The sequence below is a fragment of the Inquilinus sp. 2KB_23 genome (assembly GCF_052115705.1).
GTDB lineage: Bacteria > Pseudomonadota > Alphaproteobacteria > DSM-16000 > Inquilinaceae > Inquilinus > Inquilinus ginsengisoli_A.
Genome location: NZ_JBFRHF010000017.1, coordinates 52687 through 70712, shown reverse-complemented (window position 1 = coordinate 70712; position 18026 = coordinate 52687). Strand labels below are relative to the sequence as shown.

The window sequence follows — 18026 nt, the reverse complement described above, 5'->3', positions numbered from 1 at the left end:
AAGGGGCGCCTCCGGGCGCCCCTTTTTGTTTGTGCATGCGGCGGGCGGTCAGCCGCTGCCGGGGACCATCAGGGTCAGCGGCCACAGATAGGCCTGGCCCAGCACCAGCAGGCCGACCAGCAGCGCCAGCGCGATGGAGTGGAAGAAGACGTAGCGCAGGATGTCGCTCTCATGCCCGTACCAGCGGGTGGCGGTCGAGGCGACGACGATGCTCTGCATGTCGATCATCTTGCCCATGACGCCGCCGGAGCTGTTGGCCGCCGCCATCAGCACCGGGTTGAGGCCCAGCTGCTGCGACGTCACCTTCTGCAGCCCGCCGAACAGCACGTTGGACGAGGTGTCGGACCCGGTCAGGGCGACGCCCAGCCAGCCCAGCAGCGTGCCGAACACCGGGTACAGCACCCCGGTGGCGGCGAAGGCGAGGCCCAGCGTGGTGTCGGTGCCGGAGTAGCGGGTGACGAAGCCCAGCGCCAGCATGCAGGCGATGGTCATCAGCGAGAAGCGCACCACCCACAGGGTGCGCCCGTACATGCGGATGAGGCCGAGCGGGGAGTAGCCCATGACGAAGCCGGCGATCACCGCGGCGACAAAGATGCCGGACCCGGTGGCCGACAGCCAGTTCAGCAGGTAGATCGCCTTCTCCGCCGTGGGCGCCGTCACCACCGGCGGCACCTTCTGCACCAGCTCGTTCAGCCCGGCGACCGGCAGGGCGACCATCGACAGGCCGTCCAGCGCCGCCTTGACCTGCGGCAAGCCCCACAGGAAGACGCAGGCGCTGAGGATCACCCAGGGCAGCCAGGCGCGCACCACCGCGCCGCCCGAGGGGCTGCCATGGGCCTGCGCCTCGGCCTCGGCCGTGCCGCCGCCCGGGCCGGTGCCCAGCCACAGCTGCCGGGGATGCCAAGCCTTCAGGAACAGGGCCAAGAGGCCCATCGACACGATCGAGGCGACGACGTCGACCAGCCAGGGCCCGTGGTAGTTCGAGACCAGGAACTGCGGCACGGCGAAGGCCACGCCGGCGACCAGCAGCGCCGGCCAGACGCCGAGCATGCCGCGGAAGCCGGCGAAGGCCCAGATCAGCCAGAACGGCACGATGATCGAGAACACCGGCAGCTGCCGCCCGACCATGGCGCTGAGCTGTAGCAGGTCGAGGCCGGTGACCGCGGCCAGCGCGATCAGCGGCGTGCCCAGCGCGCCGAAGGCCACCGGCGCGGTGTTGGCGATCAGCGACAGGCCGGAGGCGGCGAGCGGCGCGAAGCCCAGGCCGATCAGCATCGCCCCGGTCACCGCGACGGGGGTGCCGAAGCCGGCCGCGCCCTCGAAGAAGGCGCCGAAGGAGAAGGCCACCAGCACCAGCTGCAGCCGGCGGTCGCGGGTGATGCCGGCGATCGAGTCCTTGAGGACCTCGAACTCGCCCTTCTCCTTGGTCAGCTGATACAGGAAGATCACGTTGAGAATGATCCACCCGATCGGCAACAGCCCGTAGGCGGCGCCGTAGACGGCGGCCATCCCTGCCATCTGCGCCGGCATGCCGAAGCCGATGATGGCGACGGCGAGGGAGGCGATGAGGCCGAGCACCGCGGCCAGGTGCGCCTTGACCCGGAACAGCCCGATGCTGCCGAGCAGGACGACGATGGGAATGGCGGCCACCAGCGTCGACGCCGCCATGCTGCCGAAGGGATTATAGACCTGCGACCACATCGCCCTCTCCCCCTTGTCCGACCTTTTGTTGCGGAAAGGCTGCGGGCGATGCGGATGTGTTGTCAAATCATCCCTGACTTTGGGCCGGATGGCTGCCTTTCTTCCTAGGACTGGGTTCGGGGGCCGAACGCCGCCGGCCGTCGAATCAGCGCGATGAGACAGTGGCGGCGACCTGGCGGGCCCGGCCGGCGCCGATGCCGGCGGCGCCGGCGACGAGGCCGATGCCCAGCACCAGCAGGCCCGGCGCGGTCCAGCCGCCGGTCCAGTCGTGCAGCAGGCCGATCAACAGCGGCCCGCCCGAGGCCAGGGTGTAGCCGACGCCCTGGGACATCGACGACAGATGGGCCGCGACATGGGCGTCGCGGCTGCGCAGCACCACCAGGGTCAGCGCCACGGCGAAGGCGGCGCCCTGGCCGATGCCCAGCACCACGACCCAGAGCCAGACCGTGCCCAGCGGCGCGAAGATGCAGCCCCAGAAGCCGGCGACCGAGAACACCATGCACAGCAGCGCCGCCAGCCGCTGGTCGCGGCCGCGCGTCGCCAGCGACGGCGCCACCAGGGCGGCGGCGACCTGCACCATGATCGAGACCGACACCATGATGCCGGCGGCGACGCCCTCGACGCCGCGGTCGCGCAGGATCGGGGCCAGCCAGCCGAAGACGCTGTAGGCCAGCGAGGATTGCAGCCCCATGAACAGCGTCACCTGCCACGCCAGCGGGTCGGTCCACAGGCCGCGCACGGTGACGCCGGCGTGGCCGGCCTGGCCCTGGCGGGGCGGGATCTGGGTCAGCCACACCGCCGCGGCGATCACCGCCGGAATGGTCCAGAAGGCCAGGGCCACGGCCCAGGATCCGCCGGCGGCCCGGGCGATCGGCAAAGTGGCGCCGGCGGCCACGGCGGCGCCGGCGCACAGCGCCATGGTGTAGACGCCGGTCATCAGCGCCGCCTTGTCCGGGAAGTCGCGCTTGACGATGCCCGGCAGCAGCACGTTGGTGACGCCGATGCCGGCGCCGGCCAGGATGGCGCCAACCAGCAGCGCGGCGGGGGTGCCCAGGCCGCGCAGCGCGGTGCCCAGGGCCAGCACCAGCAGCAGCGCCAGCACCGCCCGCTCGGTGCCCAGGCGCCGGGCGATCCGCGGCGCCAGCATGCCGAACAGGCCGAGGCAGACGACCGGGACGGTGGTCAGCAGGCTGGCGCCGCCGGCGGACAGGCCGGTGTCGGCGATGATCTCCTTCAGCACCGGCCCCAGGCTGGACAGCGCCGGGCGCAGGTTGATCGCGATCAGCACCAGGCTGACCACCAGCAGCAGCCCGGCCTTCAGGCGGGTGGGCGCCGGCAGGTCGTCGATCTCGGCGTCGATCAGCAGATCATCGGACAGGTCGTGGGGGGCCGCGCCGGGGGCGTTCCGATGCTGCTCGGCTATCGACAAGGCGGGCCTCCTGATCGCGCGAATGATTGCCGCCTCCCGCGGGACGGGAAGCGGTGCGCTTGAACGCCATTCTGGACCGAAGTGGAAGCTGGCCGCGCCGTCCACCTCGTCATGCCAGGGTCCTTGTCCCGGCATGACCGCGGGCCCCCGGCGGGGTGCGGCCGCTCAGTCGTCGCGCATCGACGGCAGGCCGCATTGCAGCAGCAGGCGAACCAGTTCCGCCTGCCGGGCGGTGCCGGTCTTCTCGAAGATGCGGGCGAGATGGGTCCGGGCCGTGCTGCCCGCGATCGCCAGGCGTTCGGCCACGGCGGGCAGCCCATCGCCCCGGCTGATCTCGACCGCGACCGCGGCCTCCGCCGCGGTCAGGTCGAACAACTGCCGCAAGACGGCGGGGGCGGGGCCATCGGTCCGGTCGGGGTCGACGACGAAGACCGTCACCCGCGGCACCGGGCCGAGGCGCCGCTCCGCCGCAACCTCGCGGATCGGGATCACGGTCAGGATCAGCGGCTGGGCGCCGGACGGGCGCGAGAGGCGCAGCCGGATGCCGGCGCCGGCGGCGCGGGCCGCGGCGTCGATCCCGGCCGTGGCGTCGCCGGCCGCGGCGGCCGTGGCGATGGCGTGATGCAGGCGGCGGGTCTGGTCCGGCAGCGCCGCCATCAGGCCGGTCGGCCCGGAGAACAGGCCGTCGGCCTGGGCGATGATCGCCTCGGCCCGCTGGTTGAGGCGGATCGGCCGCGCCGCGGCATCGACCAGGATCACGCCGAGATCGACATGGTCGAGCGCGGCGCCGGCATAGGCGGCGCGGAGATCGGCGCTGTCGAGGCGTTTGCGCAGGTCGAGGGCGCGGGCGAGATGGGGCACCATCGCCTGCAGCGCCGCGACGTCGCCATCGGCGAAATCCTCCGCCCCCAGCACGCGGCGGACGGCGACGTAGCTGCTGTGGGCCGGCGTCCGCTCGACCAGCGCCACCGCGCCGTAGAAGTCGCCGTTCGGCCGCACCACCTCGTTGTAGAACTCCGACCGCACGAAGTCGTGCTCGGTCTTCAGGGCCAGGCTGCGCACCACCTGGCCGAGCGGCAGCCCCGCTGCCCAGGGGGCCATCCGGCGGGCGCCGGGCGCCGACATGCGGGCGAGATGGGCGGGATCCCACTGCCAGCCGACCATCAGCTCGGCCCGCTGCTGCGGCCGGTTCTCGACCAGCAGCGACCCGCGCGGGGCGTTGGCGGCGGCGGCGATGGCCGCGATCGCGCCGGGCCAGGCGTCGGGAGACACCGCGGCGTCGTAGATCCGCTGCACCGCTCCAAGGATTGCGTCCGCCCGATCCATCCGCGCCCCGCCGCAAGAGCCGATTGCGCCCGTTCCGAACAAACCTAGCAAAATGCGCGCTTTCCGGACAGCTCGCGTCATCCGTTCGGCCGCGGCGACCGAAGCCACTGCCAGCAGGGGGAAGAGTCATGGCGACCGTTCCGAGCACCACCCTCGACCTGGACTGGGACCTGACCCGCGCCGCGGGCGCCCTGTCCGGCGAGATCGAGGATTTCGACACCGGGGCCTGGATCCGGCTGTCCGTGACCGCGGGCGTCAACTACCAGATCTATGGCGACACCGATACGCTCCACGGCGGTGAGCCGAGGCTGGAGGTCTGCAATGCGGCCGGCACCGTGCTGGCCGCCCTGGACGGCACGCAGCGGGCTGCGCCGCCGCTGTCCTACACGGCGGGTTTCACCGGCACCGTCTATCTCCATGTGGACAGTTTTCCCGCGCAGTTCGACGTCTTCGTCACCACCCTTCCCGGGACGGCCGCGTCGTTGACCGACGCCAACGACATCTACACCGGCACGGCGAACCAGCGGATCGCCGGCTGGATCGGCCACGACACCATCCAGATCGGCGCCGGGATCGACGCCCTGGGCGGGCCGGGCGACGACCACCTGATCGGAAACGCCGTGGCCAACCGGATCTTCGGCGCCCTGGGCGACGATCGGGTGGAGGCCGGCGCCGGCGACGATGTGGTGTGGGGCGGCGAAGGGGTGGATGTCATCCGCGGCGAGGCCGGCAACGACCTGGTCTATGGTGGTGCCGGTGGCGACGGCATCGACGGCGGGTCGGGCAACGACCGGGTCTTCGGCGGCGACGGGGCGGATCTGGTCTTCGATACCGGCGGCGACGACATCCTGTCCGGGGATGCGGGCAACGACTGGATCGTCGGCTTCGACGGCAACGACACCCTGCGCGGGGGCGCCGGGGCCGATCGGCTCGACGGCGGCGGCGGCTTCGACACCGCAATGTATTCCGAGGCGACGGCCGGGGTGGGGGTCAATCTCGCGGCCGAGACCGGGATCGGCGGCATCGCCCAGGGCGACACGCTCAGCGCGATCGAAGGCGTCTATGGCGGCAGCGGCAATGACGGGCTGATCGGGTCTTCGACCGACAACGTGCTGGTCGGCAACGCCGGCAACGATGTGCTGATCGGGCTCGGCGGCCGGGATGCCCTGGCCGGCGGGGCCGGGGCCGATCGCTTCACCTATGGCAGCGTAGGCCAGAGCCCGGTCGGCGGCGGCTCCGACCAGATCAGCGATTTCAGCCATGCCCAGGGCGACCGCATCGACCTGGTCTCGATCGATGCCAGGACCACAGTGGCGGGCAACCAGGTCTTCACCTTCATCGCCGCCGCGGCCTTCACCCACCATGCCGGCGAGCTGCGGGCGGTCAGCGCCGGCGGCGTCAGCTCGATCTACGGAGACGTCAACGGCGACGCCGTCGCCGACTTCCAGATCCGCGCCACCGGCACCATCGCATTGGTGGCCGCGGATTTCGTGCTGTAGCGGCCTGTCGGACTGGAACATCCCACACAGGGCGTTGGCGGTGGGGGCGATGGCCGCGATCGCGCTTGGCCGGGGGCGGGCACACCGCGTCGTCGCAGATCTGCTGCACCGCACCGAGGATTGCGTCCGCCCGATCCATCCGCTCTTCCGCCGAGAGTCCCGGCCAAGAGGAATCCGCAAAAATGCGCGCTATCCGGACAGCGCGCATCATCCGTTCGGCTGATGTCGCGCACCTTGTTTTGCCGCAGGTTGGATGGAATCTGCGATTGAACAGGAGAGGCTTCCTCATGGCTTACATACCCGGCACCGCCGGCGAGGACACCCTGAACGGCACCACCAGCGACGACACCATCGACGGCATGGCCGGCAATGATGTGCTGAACGGCGGGATCGGCAACGACACGCTTTACGGCCGCGACGGCAACGACACGCTCTATGGCGGCGACGGCGACGACTATATCAGCACCGGCATCGGGGTCGACCTTGTCGATGGCGGCATCGGCACCGACACGCTGTATGTCGACCACAGCACCACCACGGCCGGGGTCAGCTTCACYCTGAACGGCGCCGCCGGCAGCGACGGCAGCCGGGCGATCAACATGGAGTTGATGACCTACTTTGCCGGGTCGGGCAACGACACCATCACCGGTGCCGCAGGGGCCGACACGATCTACGGCTATGCCGGCACCGACGCCCTGAATGGGGTGGGCGGCAACGACAACCTCCATGGCGGCGACGGCACGGACACGCTGACCGGCGGSGAYGGCAACGACGGCCTCTATGGCGAGGACGGCAACGACATCCTCCGCGGCGGYCTCGGCACCGACACCATGTATGGGGGCGTCGGGGACGACCGGATCGAGACCGGGGGTGGGGGCAACGACTACGGCTCCGGCGGCGACGGCAACGACACCCTGGTCGGGTCGGCCGACACCGAGACCCTCTATGGCGACGCCGGCAACGACGTCATCCTCGGGGTGGCGGGCAATGACAACCTCTATGGCGGCGACGGCAACGACACGATCCTGGGCGGCGACGGCGACGACTACATCAGCACCGGCATCGGGGTCGACCTTGTCGATGGCGGCATCGGCACCGACACGCTGTATGTCGACCACAGCACCACCACGGCCGGGGTCAGCTTCACCCTGAACGGCGCCGCCGGCAGCGACGGCAGCCGGGCGATCAACATGGAGCTGATGACCTACTTTGCCGGGTCGGGCAACGACACCATCACCGGCGCCGCAGGGGCCGACACGATCTATGGCTATGCCGGCACCGACGCCCTGAATGGGGTGGGCGGCAACGACAACCTCCATGGCGGCGACGGCACGGACACGCTGACCGGCGGGGACGGCAACGACGGCCTCTATGGCGAGAACGACAACGACATCCTCCGCGGCGGCCTCGGCACCGACACCATGTATGGGGGCACCGGGGACGACCGGATCGATACCGACGGCGGCGGCAGCGATTATGGCTCCGGCGGCGACGGCAACGATCTCCTGGTCGGGTCGGCCGACGCCGAGACCCTCTATGGCGACGCCGGCAACGACGTCATCCTCGGGGTGGGGGGCAATGACAACCTCTATGGCGGCGACGGCAACGACACGATCCTGGGCGGCGACGGCGACGACTACATCAGCACCGGCATCGGGGTCGACCTTGTCGATGGCGGCATCGGCACCGACACGCTGTATGTCGACCACAGCACCACCACGGCCGGGGTCAGCTTCACTCTGAACGGCGCCGCCGGCAGCGACGGCAGCCGGGCGATCAACATGGAGTTGATGACCTACTTTGCCGGGTCGGGCAACGACACCATCACCGGCGCCGCAGGGGCCGACACGATCTACGGCTATGCCGGCACCGATGCCCTGAATGGGGCGGGCGGCAACGACAACCTCCATGGCGGCGACGGCACGGACACGCTGACCGGCGGGGACGGCAATGACGGCCTCTATGGCGAGAACGGCAACGACATCCTCCGCGGCGGCCTCGGCACCGACACCATGTATGGGGGCGTCGGGGACGACCGGATCGATACCGACGGCGGCGGCAGCGATTATGGCTCCGGCGGCGACGGCAACGATCTCCTGGTCGGGTCGGCCGACGCCGAGACCCTCTATGGCGACGCCGGCAACGACGCCATCCTCGGGGCGGCGGGCAATGACAACCTCTATGGCGGCGACGGCAACGACACGATCCTGGGCGGTGCCGGGGCTGACTGGCTGGACGGCGGCACCGGAATCGACACCGTCAACTATGCCGGCAGCACCGCCGGCGTGTCCGTCGACCTCGCGGCCGGCACGGGGTCGGGCGGCGACGCGTCCGGCGACCACATCGCCGCGATCGAAGTCGTCATCGGCTCGGCCTTCGCCGACAGCCTGGCCGGAAGCGCTGCCGCAGACAGCCTCAATGGCGGCGATGGCAACGACATCCTCACGGGTGGGGCCGGAGCGGACGTTCTCAATGGCGGTGCCGGCAGCGACACCGCCAGCTATGCCGGCAGCACCGGTGGGGTGAGTGTCAGCCTGGCCACCGGGCTGGGTGTGGGGTTCGAGGCCCAGGGCGACAGGTTGACCGGGATCGAAAACCTGATCGGCGGTCTCGGCAATGACGGGCTGCTCGGTGATGGCAACGCCAATGTGCTGACCGGCAATGCCGGCAACGACACCATCGACGGCGGGGCCGGCAACGACATCATCAATGGCGGGGCCGGGGCCGATACGCTCAATGGCGGCGCCGGCATCGACACCGTCAGCTATGCCGGCAGCACCACCGGCGTGACCATCAACCTCGCGGTCGGCACGGGATCGGGCGGCGACGCGACCGGCGACCACATCACCGGGTTCGAAGCCGTCATCGGGTCAGGCTACGCCGACACCCTGACCGGAGGCGCCGCCGCAGCCAGCCTCTATGGCGGCGATGGCAACGACACCCTCAATGGCGGGTCCGGGGCCGATACGCTCAATGGCGGCGCCGGCACCGACACCGCCAGCTATGCCGGCAGCACCACCGGCGTGACCATCGACCTCGCGACCGGCACGGGATCGGGCGGCGGTGCGACCGGCGACCATTTCGTCTCGATCGAACAGGTCATCGGTTCGGCCTTCAATGACAGCCTGGCCGGAAGCGCTGGCAACGACAGCCTCAATGGCGGCGCCGGCAACGACATCTTAATCGGCGGCCTGGGTGGGGACCTTCTCACAGGGGGCATCGGCGCCGACCGCTTCGTCTTCAACTCCCTCGGCCCTGCCCCCTTCACCAATCCCAACTCCATTTGGGATTTCACGGGTGCCGATGGCGACAAAATCGACCTGTCGGCGATCGATGCCAACAGCCACGTGGCCGGCAACCAAGCCTTCACCTGGATCGGTTATCTCTCTTCGCTTATTGGATTTTCCGGCAGCGGTGGCGAGCTGGGCTATTTCAAAGACGTCCCCGACGCAGAAAAGACGACCGGCTATGTCATGGGTGACATTGACGGCGACAAGGTCGCCGACTTCCGGATCGATGTGCTCTTCATCAAACAGCTGGATGGCAGCGACTTCGTGCTGTAGCCGAAACGACAATGCCCGCCCCGGAAGGGGCGGGCATTTGCCTGGCTGGATCGATAGCCGTAGCGCCGGGCGTCAGCCCTGGGCGGCGACCGCGACGCCCTTGGCCTCGAGCAGGTCCTGCAGCTCGCCGGACTGGAACATCTCGCGCACGATGTCGCAGCCGCCGACGAACTCGCCCTTGACGTAGACCTGCGGGATGGTCGGCCAGTTCGAGTATTCCTTGACGCCCTGGCGCAGGCCGGGGTCGGTCAGGATGTCGATGCCCTTGAACGGCACGCCGATATGGGTCAGCACCTGCACCACCGCGGCGGAGAAACCGCACTGCGGGAACACGGGCGTGCCCTTCATGTAGACGACGACGTCGTTGCTGGCGATGTCGTTGCGGATGCGCTCGAAGACGGGATTGTCCATGGGAACTCGCTCTCGTCGGGGAGGGGTCAGGCTTCGGCGGCGGTGGTGTGCAGCATCAGGGCGTGCAGCTCGTTGCCCATCCGGCCGCCGAGGGCCTGATAGACCATCTGATGCTGCTGCACGCGGCTTTTGCCGGTGAAGGCGGCGCTGGTGACGTAGGCGGCATAATGGTCGCCGTCGCCGCGCAGATCCTCGATCCGCACCTCGGCGCCGGGCAGGCCATCCTTGATCAGGCGGACGATCTCCGCCGGTTCCATTGCCATCTCACGCTTCTCCAGCCGGAACGGTATTGGTCATGTATCCGGGCAGCCACGCCTCGTTGACGCGGCGCAGCCTGTCAACCGATATGGCAACGCCGTCACCGCGCTTCAACACGTCGCCGCCGGTGCCGCCGATGATTTGCGCCGGGACGCCCGCCGCCCGGGCGCGGGCCAGCAGCGCCTCGCCGTCGGTGGCGGTCACGAGGTAGCGGCCCTGGTCCTCGCCGAACAGCAGCCCGGCCTCGGCCGGCAGCTCGACCGTGGCGCCGATCCGGCCGGTCATCGCCATCTCGGCGACGGCGACGTAGAGGCCGCCATCGGCCAGGTCGTGGCAGGCGGTGACGGTGCCGTCCTGGATCAGGGCCCGCACCAGGTCCCCGTTGCGGCGTTCGGCCGCCAGGTCGACCGGCGGCGGTGCGCCGTCCTCGCGGCCATGGATCTCGCGGGCATAGAGCGAGGTGCCGACATGTCCCTGGGTTTCGCCAATCAGGACAATGGCTTCGCCGGCGGCCTTGAACCCGGCCTTGACGTGGCGCCCGCCGGCCTGGATCAGGCCGACGCCGCCGATCGCCGGAGTCGGCAGGATGCCTTCGCCGGAGGTTTCGTTGTAGAGCGAGACATTGCCGGAAACGACTGGGAAATCAAGTGCCTGGCAGGCGGCGATCATGCCCTGGATGCAGCCGACGAACTGACCCATGATCCGCGGCTTCTGGGGGTTGCCGAAGTTCATGTTGTCGGTGATCGCCAGCGGCGTAGCCCCTGTGGCGGTGAGATTCCGCCAGGCTTCGGCCACGGCCTGGGCGCCGCCCCGCTCGGGGTCGGCCAGGCAGTAGCGCGGGGTGCAGTCGGTGGTGATGGCCAAGAGCTTGCCGGTGCCGTGCACCCGCACCAGCGCGGCATCGGCCTCGCCGGACAGGGCGACGGTGTCGGCGCCGACCCGGCTGTCATACTGCTCCCAGATCCAGCGCTTGGAAGCCAGGTCGGGGCAGGCCAGCATCCGCTCCAGCACCGCCTCTGGCGCCTCCGGCAGCGGCAGGGCCGCGGCGGCGATCTCCGGCTGCGGCGGCGTCGGTTCCCACGGCCGGGCGTAGTTCGGAGAGGCGTCGACCAGCTCCGCCACCGGCATGTCGGCCCAGGTGCGGCCATACATCTTCAGCACCATGCGGCCGGTGTCGGTGACCCGGCCGATCACGGCGAAATCCAGCTCCCATTTGCGGAAGATCGCCTCGGCCTCGGCCTCGCGGCCGGGCTTGAGGACCATCAGCATCCGCTCCTGGCTCTCCGACAGCATGATCTCGTACGGGACCATGTTGGTCTCGCGCTGCGGCACATGGTCGAGATCCAGCTCGATGCCGCAGCCGCCCTTGCTCGCCATCTCGACCGAGGAGGAGGTCAGGCCGGCCGCGCCCATGTCCTGGATCGCGACGATGGCGTCGGTCGCCATCAGCTCCAGGCAGGCCTCGATCAGCAGCTTCTCGGTGAAGGGGTCGCCGACCTGCACGGTCGGGCGCTTCTCGTCCGAGGCGTCGTCGAATTCGGCCGAGGCCATGGTGGCGCCGTGGATACCGTCGCGCCCGGTCTTGGAGCCGACATAGACCACCGGGTTGCCGATGCCGCCAGCCGCCGAATAGAAGATCTTGTCGGTGTTGGCCACGCCCACGGTCATGGCGTTGACCAGGATGTTGCCGTTGTAGGAGGCGTGGAAATTGGTCTCGCCGCCCACCGTCGGCACGCCGACGCAGTTGCCGTAGCCGCCGATGCCGGACACGACGCCGGCGACGAGGTGCCGGGTCTTCGGATGGTCCGGGCTGCCGAAGCGCAGCGCGTTCATGTTGGCCACCGGCCGCGCGCCCATGGTGAAGACGTCGCGCAGGATGCCGCCGACGCCGGTCGCAGCACCCTGATAGGGCTCGATGAAGCTCGGGTGGTTGTGGCTTTCCATCTTGAAGATGGCGGCCTGGCCGTCGCCGATGTCGATCACGCCGGCATTCTCGCCGGGGCCGCAGATCACCCAGGGCGCGGTGGTCGGCAGCTGCTTGAGCCAGCGGCGCGAGGATTTGTAGGAGCAGTGCTCCGACCACATCACCGAGAAGATGCCCAGCTCGGTCAGCGTCGGCATCCGGCCCATGATGGTCTGGGTCAGGGCGAATTCGTCGGCGGTCAGGCCGAATTCGGCCGCCAGCGCCTGCGTGACCTCGGGCTCGGGGGGAAGCTGAGCGGTGGTCATGACAGGATCTGCACCAGGCCTTCGAACAGGGCGCGGCCGTCGGTGTTGCCGTGTTCCGGCTCCGATGCACGCTCGGGATGGGGCATCATGCCGAGCACCCGCCGGTTCTCGGACAGGATGCCGGCGATGTCGTTCAGGCTGCCGTTCGGGTTGCCGCGGCCGTCCTGGTCCGCGATGTAGCGGAAGGCGACGCGGTCCTCGTCCTCCAACCGCTTCAGCGTGTCCGGGTCGGCGAAATAGCAGCCGTCATGATGCTGGATCGGAATCCGCACCGTCTGCCCGGCATTGTAGCCGCGGGTGAACGGGCTGTTCGAGGTCTCGACCCGCATCGACACGGTGCGCGACACGAAGGTCAGGCCGGCGTTGCGCATCAGCGCGCCTGGCAGCAGCCCCGCCTCGGTCAGGATCTGGAAGCCGTTGCAGATGCCCACGGTGGGCACGCCCTTGGCCACGGCCGCGCGGATCGCGCCCATGATCGGCGACTGTGCCGCCATGGCGCCGGAGCGGAGGTAGTCCCCGTAGGAGAACCCTCCCGGGATGGCGATCAGGTCGGTCGGCGGCAGCTCGGTGTCGCGGTGCCAGACCATGTGGGTCGGCCGTCCGGTCGCGTGGGAGAGTGCCACGGCGAGGTCTCGGTCGGCGTTCGATCCCGGGAAGACGATGACGGCGGCTTGCATGGCCGGGATTTAGCGGTCCGGCCGGGCCTTGGCAAGGGTGCTTGGGTCTGTCCTGTCATGCGCGCCAGAACGGCTTCTCGCCTTCTGCCTGCACGTCGTCGCGGGACAGGCCGATGTCGTTCAGCAGATGGCTGTCCAGCGTCTGCAGCCGGCGCCGGGTGCGGTCCCGGACTGACCACAGGGTCAGGGTGGACAGGAGTCGGCCGAGGCCGCCGCGCTGGCGTTCGGTCGAACTGGTCCGCGGGGTGCGGTCGGCAACAATCATGGTCATGGTCGCGTCCTTCTGTGTCGGTGACTGAACCGGACCTTACCGCCGCCGGGGCTCGCTTGGATGTGATGGCGGATACACCCCGTGATTCCCGGCCTTCGGATGGGAAAATGGCCGGATCCGCGGTGACGGATCCGGCCCGAGGCACCGCAGGGGGGCGGAGCGGATCAGAGGCGGAGGATCAGGTCGCGCGGGTCGGTCGAGGCATTCGGCCGGTCGACGCCGACGTCGCGCAACATGTGGTCGTCCAGCGAGCCGAGCGGCAGGCGGCGGGTGCTGCGGCCGGTCAGGGAGGCCTTGAGCAGGGTCCACAGCCCGACACGGCCGTTCGGCAGCCCAGCAGCGCGATGCTGGATGACAGGGCGGGAGGCGGTGGCGGTGGTCATGGCATTTCCCTTTCCGGCGGGGACGAATTCAGGGGCGTCGGGAACACTCCCAAGATCGGATTCTGGAGAACAAACCACAAACAGGATATTCTCGTGGCCGGGACAAGAGAATCTATCGACCGGGTTTCGACAGGGGGAAACGATGCGCCGACGCCTGCCGCCGCTGAACGGTATCCGCGCCTTCGAGGCCTCGGCACGGCACGAGAGCTTCACCCGCGCGGCCGAGGAGCTGGCGGTCACCCAGGCCGCGGTCAGCCAGCAGGTGCGCCGGCTGGAGGACTGGCTGGGGGCCAAGCTATTCGACCGCACCGAAGGCGGGCTGGAGCTGACCGAGACCGGCCGCGGCTACCTGCCGGTGCTGCGCGACGCCTTCGACGCCATCGCCGAGGCCACGGCGCGGATCCGGCCGCCGCCGCATTCCGGCATCCTGACCGTCTCGGCGATCCCGTCCTTCATCCGCAAATGGCTGGTGACGCGGATCCCGTCCTTCAACGAGCAGCAGCCCGAGATCGACGTCAACCTCGACGCCGAATCCCGGCTGATCGACTTCAGCCGCGACACGGTCGACTGCGCCATCCGCTTCGGCAGCGGCGCCTGGGACGGGGTGGTGGCGGAAAAGCTGTTCTCCGAGGACACCTTCCCGGTGTGCAGCCCGGACCTGGCGGCGGCCGGCCTGTCGGCGCTGGACGATTTGCGCCGCTTCCGCCTGCTGCACGACGAGACGCTGGTGCAGTGGAAGCAGTGGCTGCGGGCGGCGGGGATGGAGGATCTCGGCTGGGTCCGCGGGCCCCGGACGCAAGATTCGGCGCTGCTGATCCAGATGGCGATCGAAGGGCACGGGGTGGCGCTGGCGCAGCGGGTGCTGGTGATGGACGACCTGCGCGCCGGCCGGCTGGTGCGGCCGTTCGAGCTGTCGCTGCCGCGGGACCATCTGAAGAGCGACTACGCCTACTATTTCGTGGCGCCGCCGGCCGCGCTGAACCGGCCGCTGGTGCGGGCGTTCCGCGACTGGCTGTTCGCCGCGGCCGCCGAGGCCGAGGCGCAGCCACAGCAGCCGATGGAGCTGCCGGCGGCGTAGGGACCGGAGCGTCGATCGGGCTTCGATCCCTGGGCATCGTCTTTTTTCTCCTGGGCGCGATTTTTTTTCGCAAGGCCTGTCGATCCAGGTGAGGCTGGTTCGTCGACTTGAATAGCGAGACGGTGCAGCGGCGATGGCGTCCGCGGCTCGCCCCAGGAGGAGATCCAGATGCGCTTCATGTCGATCATCACCACCGCCAGCACCGAGCCGCCGACGCCGGAGCTGATCGAGGCCATGAACACCCTCGCCAACCGCGAGCTCCAGACCGGCCGCATGCTCGATGGCGGCCAGCTGATGCCGATCGAGACCGGCGCGCGGGTCAGTCTCACGGGCGGGCAGCTCAGCGTCCTCGACGGCCCGTTCGTGGAGGCCAAGGAGGTCATCGGCGGCTACGTCATCTTCGAGTTCAGGACCAAGGAGGAGGCGGTGGCCTCGGCGGTGGAGTTCCTGCAGCTGCACAAGGACTTCATGCCGGGCTGGGAAGGGACCTGCGAGATCCGCGTCCTGGCCGAGGCGGCCGACTGCGCTTGACGCGACGGTCCGGCAGACGGTGTCGGCGGCCATGACGGCCGCCGACACCCATCGCGCGATCCTGGCCGTGTGGCGGATCGAGCAGCCCCGGCTGATCACCAGCCTGGCGCGGATGCTGCGCGACGTGCCGCTGGCCGAGGAGTCGACCCAGGACGCCCTGGTGGCGGCGCTGGAGCGGTGGCCCGAGACCGGCGTGCCGGAGCGGCCCGGCGCCTGGCTGATGGCGGCCGCCAAGCGCCGGGCGCTGGACCATCTGCGCCGCCGCCAGATGCTGGCGCGCAAGCACGATGTCATCACCCGGGATTTGGAGGAGGAGCAGCAGGCGATGCCCGATCTCGACTCCGCCCTGGACGACGACATCGGCGACGAGATGCTGCGTCTGGTCTTCACCGCCTGCCATCCGCTGCTGTCGCGCGAGGCCCGGGCGGCGCTGGCGCTGCGGATGATCTGCGGCCTGACTACCGACGAGATCGCCCGGGCCTTCCTGCTGCCGGAGGCGACGATCGCCCAGCGCATCGTGCGCGCCAAGCGGACGCTGTCGGAGTCCGGGCTGGCCTATGAGACGCCGCGCGGCGAGGAATTGTCCCAGCGGCTGTCCTCGGTGCTGGAGGTCGTCTACCTCATCTTCAACGAGGGCTACACCGCGGCGCGCGGCGCGGACTGGATGCGCCCCCAGCTGTGCCACGAGGCGCTGCGCATGGGCCGGGTGCTGACCGCCGTCGCGCCGCAGGAGCCCGAGGCCTTAGGGCTGCTGGCGCTGATGGAGCTGAACGCCTCGCGCACCGCGGCGCGCACCGATGCGGCGGGCGACCCGATCCTGATGCTCGACCAGAACCGCGCGCTGTGGGACCAGCTGCAGATCCGGCGGGGCCTGCGGGCGCTGGGGCGGGCGCGCGACCTGGGCGGGGCCGGCGGCTTCTATGCCCTGCAGGCCGCCATCATCGCCTGCCATGCCCGGGCGCGGACGGCCGACGAGACCGACTGGCCGCGCATTGCCGGGCTCTATGCCGAGATGGCGGCGCTGGTGCCCTCGCCGGTGGTCGAGCTCAACCGCGCGGTGGCCGTCGGCATGGCCGAGGGGCCGGGGGCAGGGCTGGCCATCGTCGACCGCCTGATGGGCGAGCCCGCGCTCAAGGCCTACCACCTGCTGCAGGGCGTCCGCGGCGACCTGCTGCACAAGCTCGGCCGCCATGCCGAGGCGCAGGCCGCCTTCGAGGCCGCTGCGGCGCTGGCCGGAAACCGGCGCGAGCAGGACTTCCTGAAACGACGCGCCACCGAGGCGGCCGACGCGGCGCCGCCGCCCTAGTCCCACGCCGGTCATTCGCGCCAGAACGGCTTGCGCTGCAGGGTCTCGACCTGGTCGCGGCGCAGGCCGAGGTCGCTCAGCGCGGCATCGTTCAGGCGCTGCATCCGGCTGCGCGCCACGATCCGGGCGCGCCACAGGGCGGGCAGGGCGGTGAGGCGGCGGAGCAGGGCGAAAGCGAGGTTCGGCCGCGCCGCCGGCGTGCGGCGGCGGTCGTCCATGCAGAAGCTTGTCATGTCCTGAAGTCCTGATCGGGGTGAAGGATCAGGGTCGACCCTTGCCCCTAAGATCGGTGCTGGCGGCCGCGGCGGCAAACGGGATAGTCTGGGCCTAGCCCAATAAAAACTTGGTCTGTAGGGAGTCGGGGATGGCGTGGCGTCTGCCGCCGCTGAACGGCGTGCGGGCTTTCGAGGCGGCGGCCCGGCACCGCAGCTTCACCCGGGCGGCGGCCGAGCTGTCGGTGACCCAGGCCGCGGTCAGCCAGCAGGTGCGCCGGCTGGAGGGCTGGCTGGACGTCCGGCTGTTCGACCGCCGCGAGAACAGCCTGGACCTGACCGAGGCGGGGCGCGCCTACCTGCCGCTGGTCAGCGCCGCGCTGGCCGGCATCGCCGACGCCACGGCCCAGATCGCGCCGGGCCGCTCGACCGGCATCCTGACCGTCAGCACCACCACCTCCTTCGTCGCGAAATGGCTGGGGGCCCGCCTGTCGGGGTTCATCGCCGCCCATCCCGATGTCGACGTCAACGTCACCGCGTCGCTGGCCCAGGTCGATCTCGATGGCGGCGAGGCGGATTGCGCCATTCGGTGGGGACGGGGCGGCTGGGATGGGCTGGTGGTCGACCGGCTGTTCGCGGATGACAGCTTTCCGGTCTGCAGCCCGGCGCTGCGCGACGGCTCGCCCGGCTTGCGCACGCTCGACGACCTGCGCCGGCACACGCTGCTGCACGACCAGTCCCTGGCGCCCTGGCGCGACTGGCTGCGCGCCGTCGGGATGGCCGATGTCGACTGGGTGCGCGGGCCGCGCATGAGCGATTCCTCCATGGCGATCCAGGCCGCGATCGGCGGCCAGGGCGTCGCCCTGGTGGTGAACTCCCTGGCGGCCGACGACCTGGCCGCCGGCCGCCTGGTCCGGCCGTTCGACCTCTCGCTCGCCAGCGACGCCGGCTACCACTTCGTGGCCCCCGCTCGGGCGCTGCGCCGGCCGATGGTGCGGGCGTTCCGGGACTGGATCCTGGCCGCCGCGGCGGAAACCGCGCTGGCGCCGCGGGAGCCGGTCATGGCGTCGCGCCCGGACGATTGAGGCCTGTCCGCGACTTGTCGACAGGTACCGGCCGGGCCATTTGCCTCCCAACGCAACCATCGGGAGG

Annotated in this window: 17 protein-coding genes; 7 read left to right on the top strand and 10 right to left on the bottom strand. The window is 70.2% G+C overall.

What is annotated here, in order from left to right; translation table 11 throughout:
• Positions 1-48: 48 nt before the first annotated feature.
• From AB4112_RS21510 to AB4112_RS21500, 3 genes are all read right to left on the bottom strand, one after another.
• Complete coding sequence (locus AB4112_RS21510) at positions 49-1701, bottom strand: L-lactate permease (protein ID WP_441722925.1); 1653 nt, start codon at positions 1699-1701, stop codon at positions 49-51.
• A 145-nt stretch (positions 1702-1846) separates the two neighbouring features.
• Entirely contained in the window at positions 1847-3130 is a 1284-nt protein-coding gene (locus tag AB4112_RS21505) for a CynX/NimT family MFS transporter (protein ID WP_441722923.1), read from the bottom strand.
• Between the two features lie 165 nt (positions 3131-3295).
• Positions 3296-4456: a helix-turn-helix transcriptional regulator gene (locus AB4112_RS21500; RefSeq protein WP_441722921.1), complete on the bottom strand. Its 1161-nt coding sequence runs from the start codon at positions 4454-4456 to the stop codon at positions 3296-3298.
• 128 nt (positions 4457-4584) lie between these two features.
• On the opposite strand from AB4112_RS21500, the gene AB4112_RS21495 reads away from it, so the two are divergent.
• The 3 genes from AB4112_RS21495 to AB4112_RS21485 all read left to right on the top strand — a co-directional run bounded on the left by AB4112_RS21495 (position 4585) and on the right by AB4112_RS21485 (position 9518).
• Positions 4585-5955 carry a calcium-binding protein gene (locus AB4112_RS21495; RefSeq protein WP_441722919.1) on the top strand — a complete coding sequence of 457 codons (1371 nt, stop codon included), beginning with the start codon at positions 4585-4587 and terminating at the stop codon, positions 5953-5955.
• Between the two features lie 49 nt (positions 5956-6004).
• Positions 6005-6178: a hypothetical protein gene (locus AB4112_RS21490; RefSeq protein ID WP_309801220.1), complete on the top strand. Its 174-nt coding sequence runs from the start codon at positions 6005-6007 to the stop codon at positions 6176-6178.
• Between the two features lie 64 nt (positions 6179-6242).
• Positions 6243-9518 (top strand): hypothetical protein, encoded by a 3276-nt coding sequence (locus tag AB4112_RS21485; protein ID WP_441722917.1) that lies wholly within the window; start codon positions 6243-6245, stop codon positions 9516-9518.
• 72 nt (positions 9519-9590) lie between these two features.
• Here the strand turns inward: AB4112_RS21485 and grxD are convergent, their stop codons facing one another.
• From grxD to AB4112_RS21455, 6 genes are all read right to left on the bottom strand, one after another.
• Positions 9591-9929 (bottom strand): Grx4 family monothiol glutaredoxin, encoded by a 339-nt coding sequence (gene grxD, locus AB4112_RS21480; RefSeq protein ID WP_309801226.1) that lies wholly within the window; start codon positions 9927-9929, stop codon positions 9591-9593.
• 26 nt (positions 9930-9955) lie between these two features.
• Positions 9956-10192 carry a BolA family protein gene (locus AB4112_RS21475; RefSeq protein WP_309801227.1) on the bottom strand — a complete coding sequence of 79 codons (237 nt, stop codon included), beginning with the start codon at positions 10190-10192 and terminating at the stop codon, positions 9956-9958.
• A 1-nt stretch (position 10193) separates the two neighbouring features.
• Positions 10194-12416, bottom strand: a complete 2223-nt coding sequence (purL, locus tag AB4112_RS21470; protein ID WP_309801229.1) for a phosphoribosylformylglycinamidine synthase subunit PurL — start codon at positions 12414-12416, stop codon at positions 10194-10196.
• Complete coding sequence (gene purQ, locus AB4112_RS21465; protein ID WP_309801232.1) at positions 12413-13093, bottom strand: phosphoribosylformylglycinamidine synthase subunit PurQ; 681 nt, start codon at positions 13091-13093, stop codon at positions 12413-12415. The genes purL and purQ overlap by 4 nt, the downstream gene beginning before the upstream one ends.
• A gap of 55 nt (positions 13094-13148) precedes the next feature.
• Positions 13149-13364 carry a DUF1127 domain-containing protein gene (locus AB4112_RS21460; protein ID WP_309801234.1) on the bottom strand — a complete coding sequence of 72 codons (216 nt, stop codon included), beginning with the start codon at positions 13362-13364 and terminating at the stop codon, positions 13149-13151.
• Positions 13365-13528: 164 nt separating this feature from the next.
• Positions 13529-13747: a hypothetical protein gene (locus AB4112_RS21455; RefSeq protein ID WP_309801236.1), complete on the bottom strand. Its 219-nt coding sequence runs from the start codon at positions 13745-13747 to the stop codon at positions 13529-13531.
• A 142-nt stretch (positions 13748-13889) separates the two neighbouring features.
• Between AB4112_RS21455 and gcvA (AB4112_RS21450) the strand changes: the two genes are divergently transcribed.
• The 3 genes from gcvA (AB4112_RS21450) (at position 13890) to AB4112_RS21440 (ending at position 16662) form a co-directional block, all read left to right on the top strand.
• The gene (gene gcvA / locus AB4112_RS21450; protein ID WP_309801238.1) at positions 13890-14825 is read left to right on the top strand and encodes a transcriptional regulator GcvA; all 936 of its coding nucleotides are present in this window, start codon (positions 13890-13892) and stop codon (positions 14823-14825) included.
• Positions 14826-14993: 168 nt separating this feature from the next.
• On the top strand, positions 14994-15356 hold the full coding sequence (locus AB4112_RS21445; RefSeq protein ID WP_309801240.1) for a YciI family protein: 363 nt from the start codon (positions 14994-14996) through the stop codon (positions 15354-15356).
• A 31-nt stretch (positions 15357-15387) separates the two neighbouring features.
• Complete coding sequence (locus AB4112_RS21440; RefSeq protein ID WP_309801242.1) at positions 15388-16662, top strand: RNA polymerase sigma factor; 1275 nt, start codon at positions 15388-15390, stop codon at positions 16660-16662.
• A gap of 11 nt (positions 16663-16673) precedes the next feature.
• On the opposite strand, the gene AB4112_RS21435 is transcribed toward AB4112_RS21440, so the two are convergent.
• A complete protein-coding gene (locus tag AB4112_RS21435) occupies positions 16674-16895 on the bottom strand; it encodes a DUF1127 domain-containing protein (RefSeq protein WP_309801243.1) in 222 nt (73 codons plus the stop codon).
• Between the two features lie 131 nt (positions 16896-17026).
• Between AB4112_RS21435 and gcvA (AB4112_RS21430) the strand changes: the two genes are divergently transcribed.
• Positions 17027-17959 (top strand): transcriptional regulator GcvA, encoded by a 933-nt coding sequence (gene gcvA / locus AB4112_RS21430; RefSeq protein ID WP_309801245.1) that lies wholly within the window; start codon positions 17027-17029, stop codon positions 17957-17959.
• Positions 17960-18026: the final 67 nt, after the last annotated feature.

Excerpts from the sequence above, each read along its gene's own strand:
- gcvA (WP_309801238.1), top strand. The coding sequence starts at position 13,890 with ATGCGCCGACGCCTGCCGCCGCTGAACGGTATCCGCGCCTTCGAGGCC.
- AB4112_RS21500 (WP_441722921.1), bottom strand. The coding sequence starts at position 4,456 with ATGGATCGGGCGGACGCAATCCTTGGAGCGGTGCAGCGGATCTACGAC.
- AB4112_RS21460 (WP_309801234.1), bottom strand. The coding sequence starts at position 13,364 with ATGACCATGATTGTTGCCGACCGCACCCCGCGGACCAGTTCGACCGAA.
- AB4112_RS21440 (WP_309801242.1), top strand. The coding sequence starts at position 15,388 with ATGACGGCCGCCGACACCCATCGCGCGATCCTGGCCGTGTGGCGGATC.
- AB4112_RS21445 (WP_309801240.1), top strand. The coding sequence starts at position 14,994 with ATGCGCTTCATGTCGATCATCACCACCGCCAGCACCGAGCCGCCGACG.
- purQ (WP_309801232.1), bottom strand. The coding sequence starts at position 13,093 with ATGCAAGCCGCCGTCATCGTCTTCCCGGGATCGAACGCCGACCGAGAC.
- AB4112_RS21510 (WP_441722925.1), bottom strand. The coding sequence starts at position 1,701 with ATGTGGTCGCAGGTCTATAATCCCTTCGGCAGCATGGCGGCGTCGACG.
- AB4112_RS21455 (WP_309801236.1), bottom strand. The coding sequence starts at position 13,747 with ATGACCACCGCCACCGCCTCCCGCCCTGTCATCCAGCATCGCGCTGCT.
- AB4112_RS21435 (WP_309801243.1), bottom strand. The coding sequence starts at position 16,895 with ATGACAAGCTTCTGCATGGACGACCGCCGCCGCACGCCGGCGGCGCGG.
- grxD (WP_309801226.1), bottom strand. The coding sequence starts at position 9,929 with ATGGACAATCCCGTCTTCGAGCGCATCCGCAACGACATCGCCAGCAAC.
- AB4112_RS21475 (WP_309801227.1), bottom strand. The coding sequence starts at position 10,192 with ATGGCAATGGAACCGGCGGAGATCGTCCGCCTGATCAAGGATGGCCTG.
- gcvA (WP_309801245.1), top strand. The coding sequence starts at position 17,027 with ATGGCGTGGCGTCTGCCGCCGCTGAACGGCGTGCGGGCTTTCGAGGCG.
- purL (WP_309801229.1), bottom strand. The coding sequence starts at position 12,416 with ATGACCACCGCTCAGCTTCCCCCCGAGCCCGAGGTCACGCAGGCGCTG.
- AB4112_RS21490 (WP_309801220.1), top strand. The coding sequence starts at position 6,005 with ATGGCCGCGATCGCGCTTGGCCGGGGGCGGGCACACCGCGTCGTCGCA.
- AB4112_RS21495 (WP_441722919.1), top strand. The coding sequence starts at position 4,585 with ATGGCGACCGTTCCGAGCACCACCCTCGACCTGGACTGGGACCTGACC.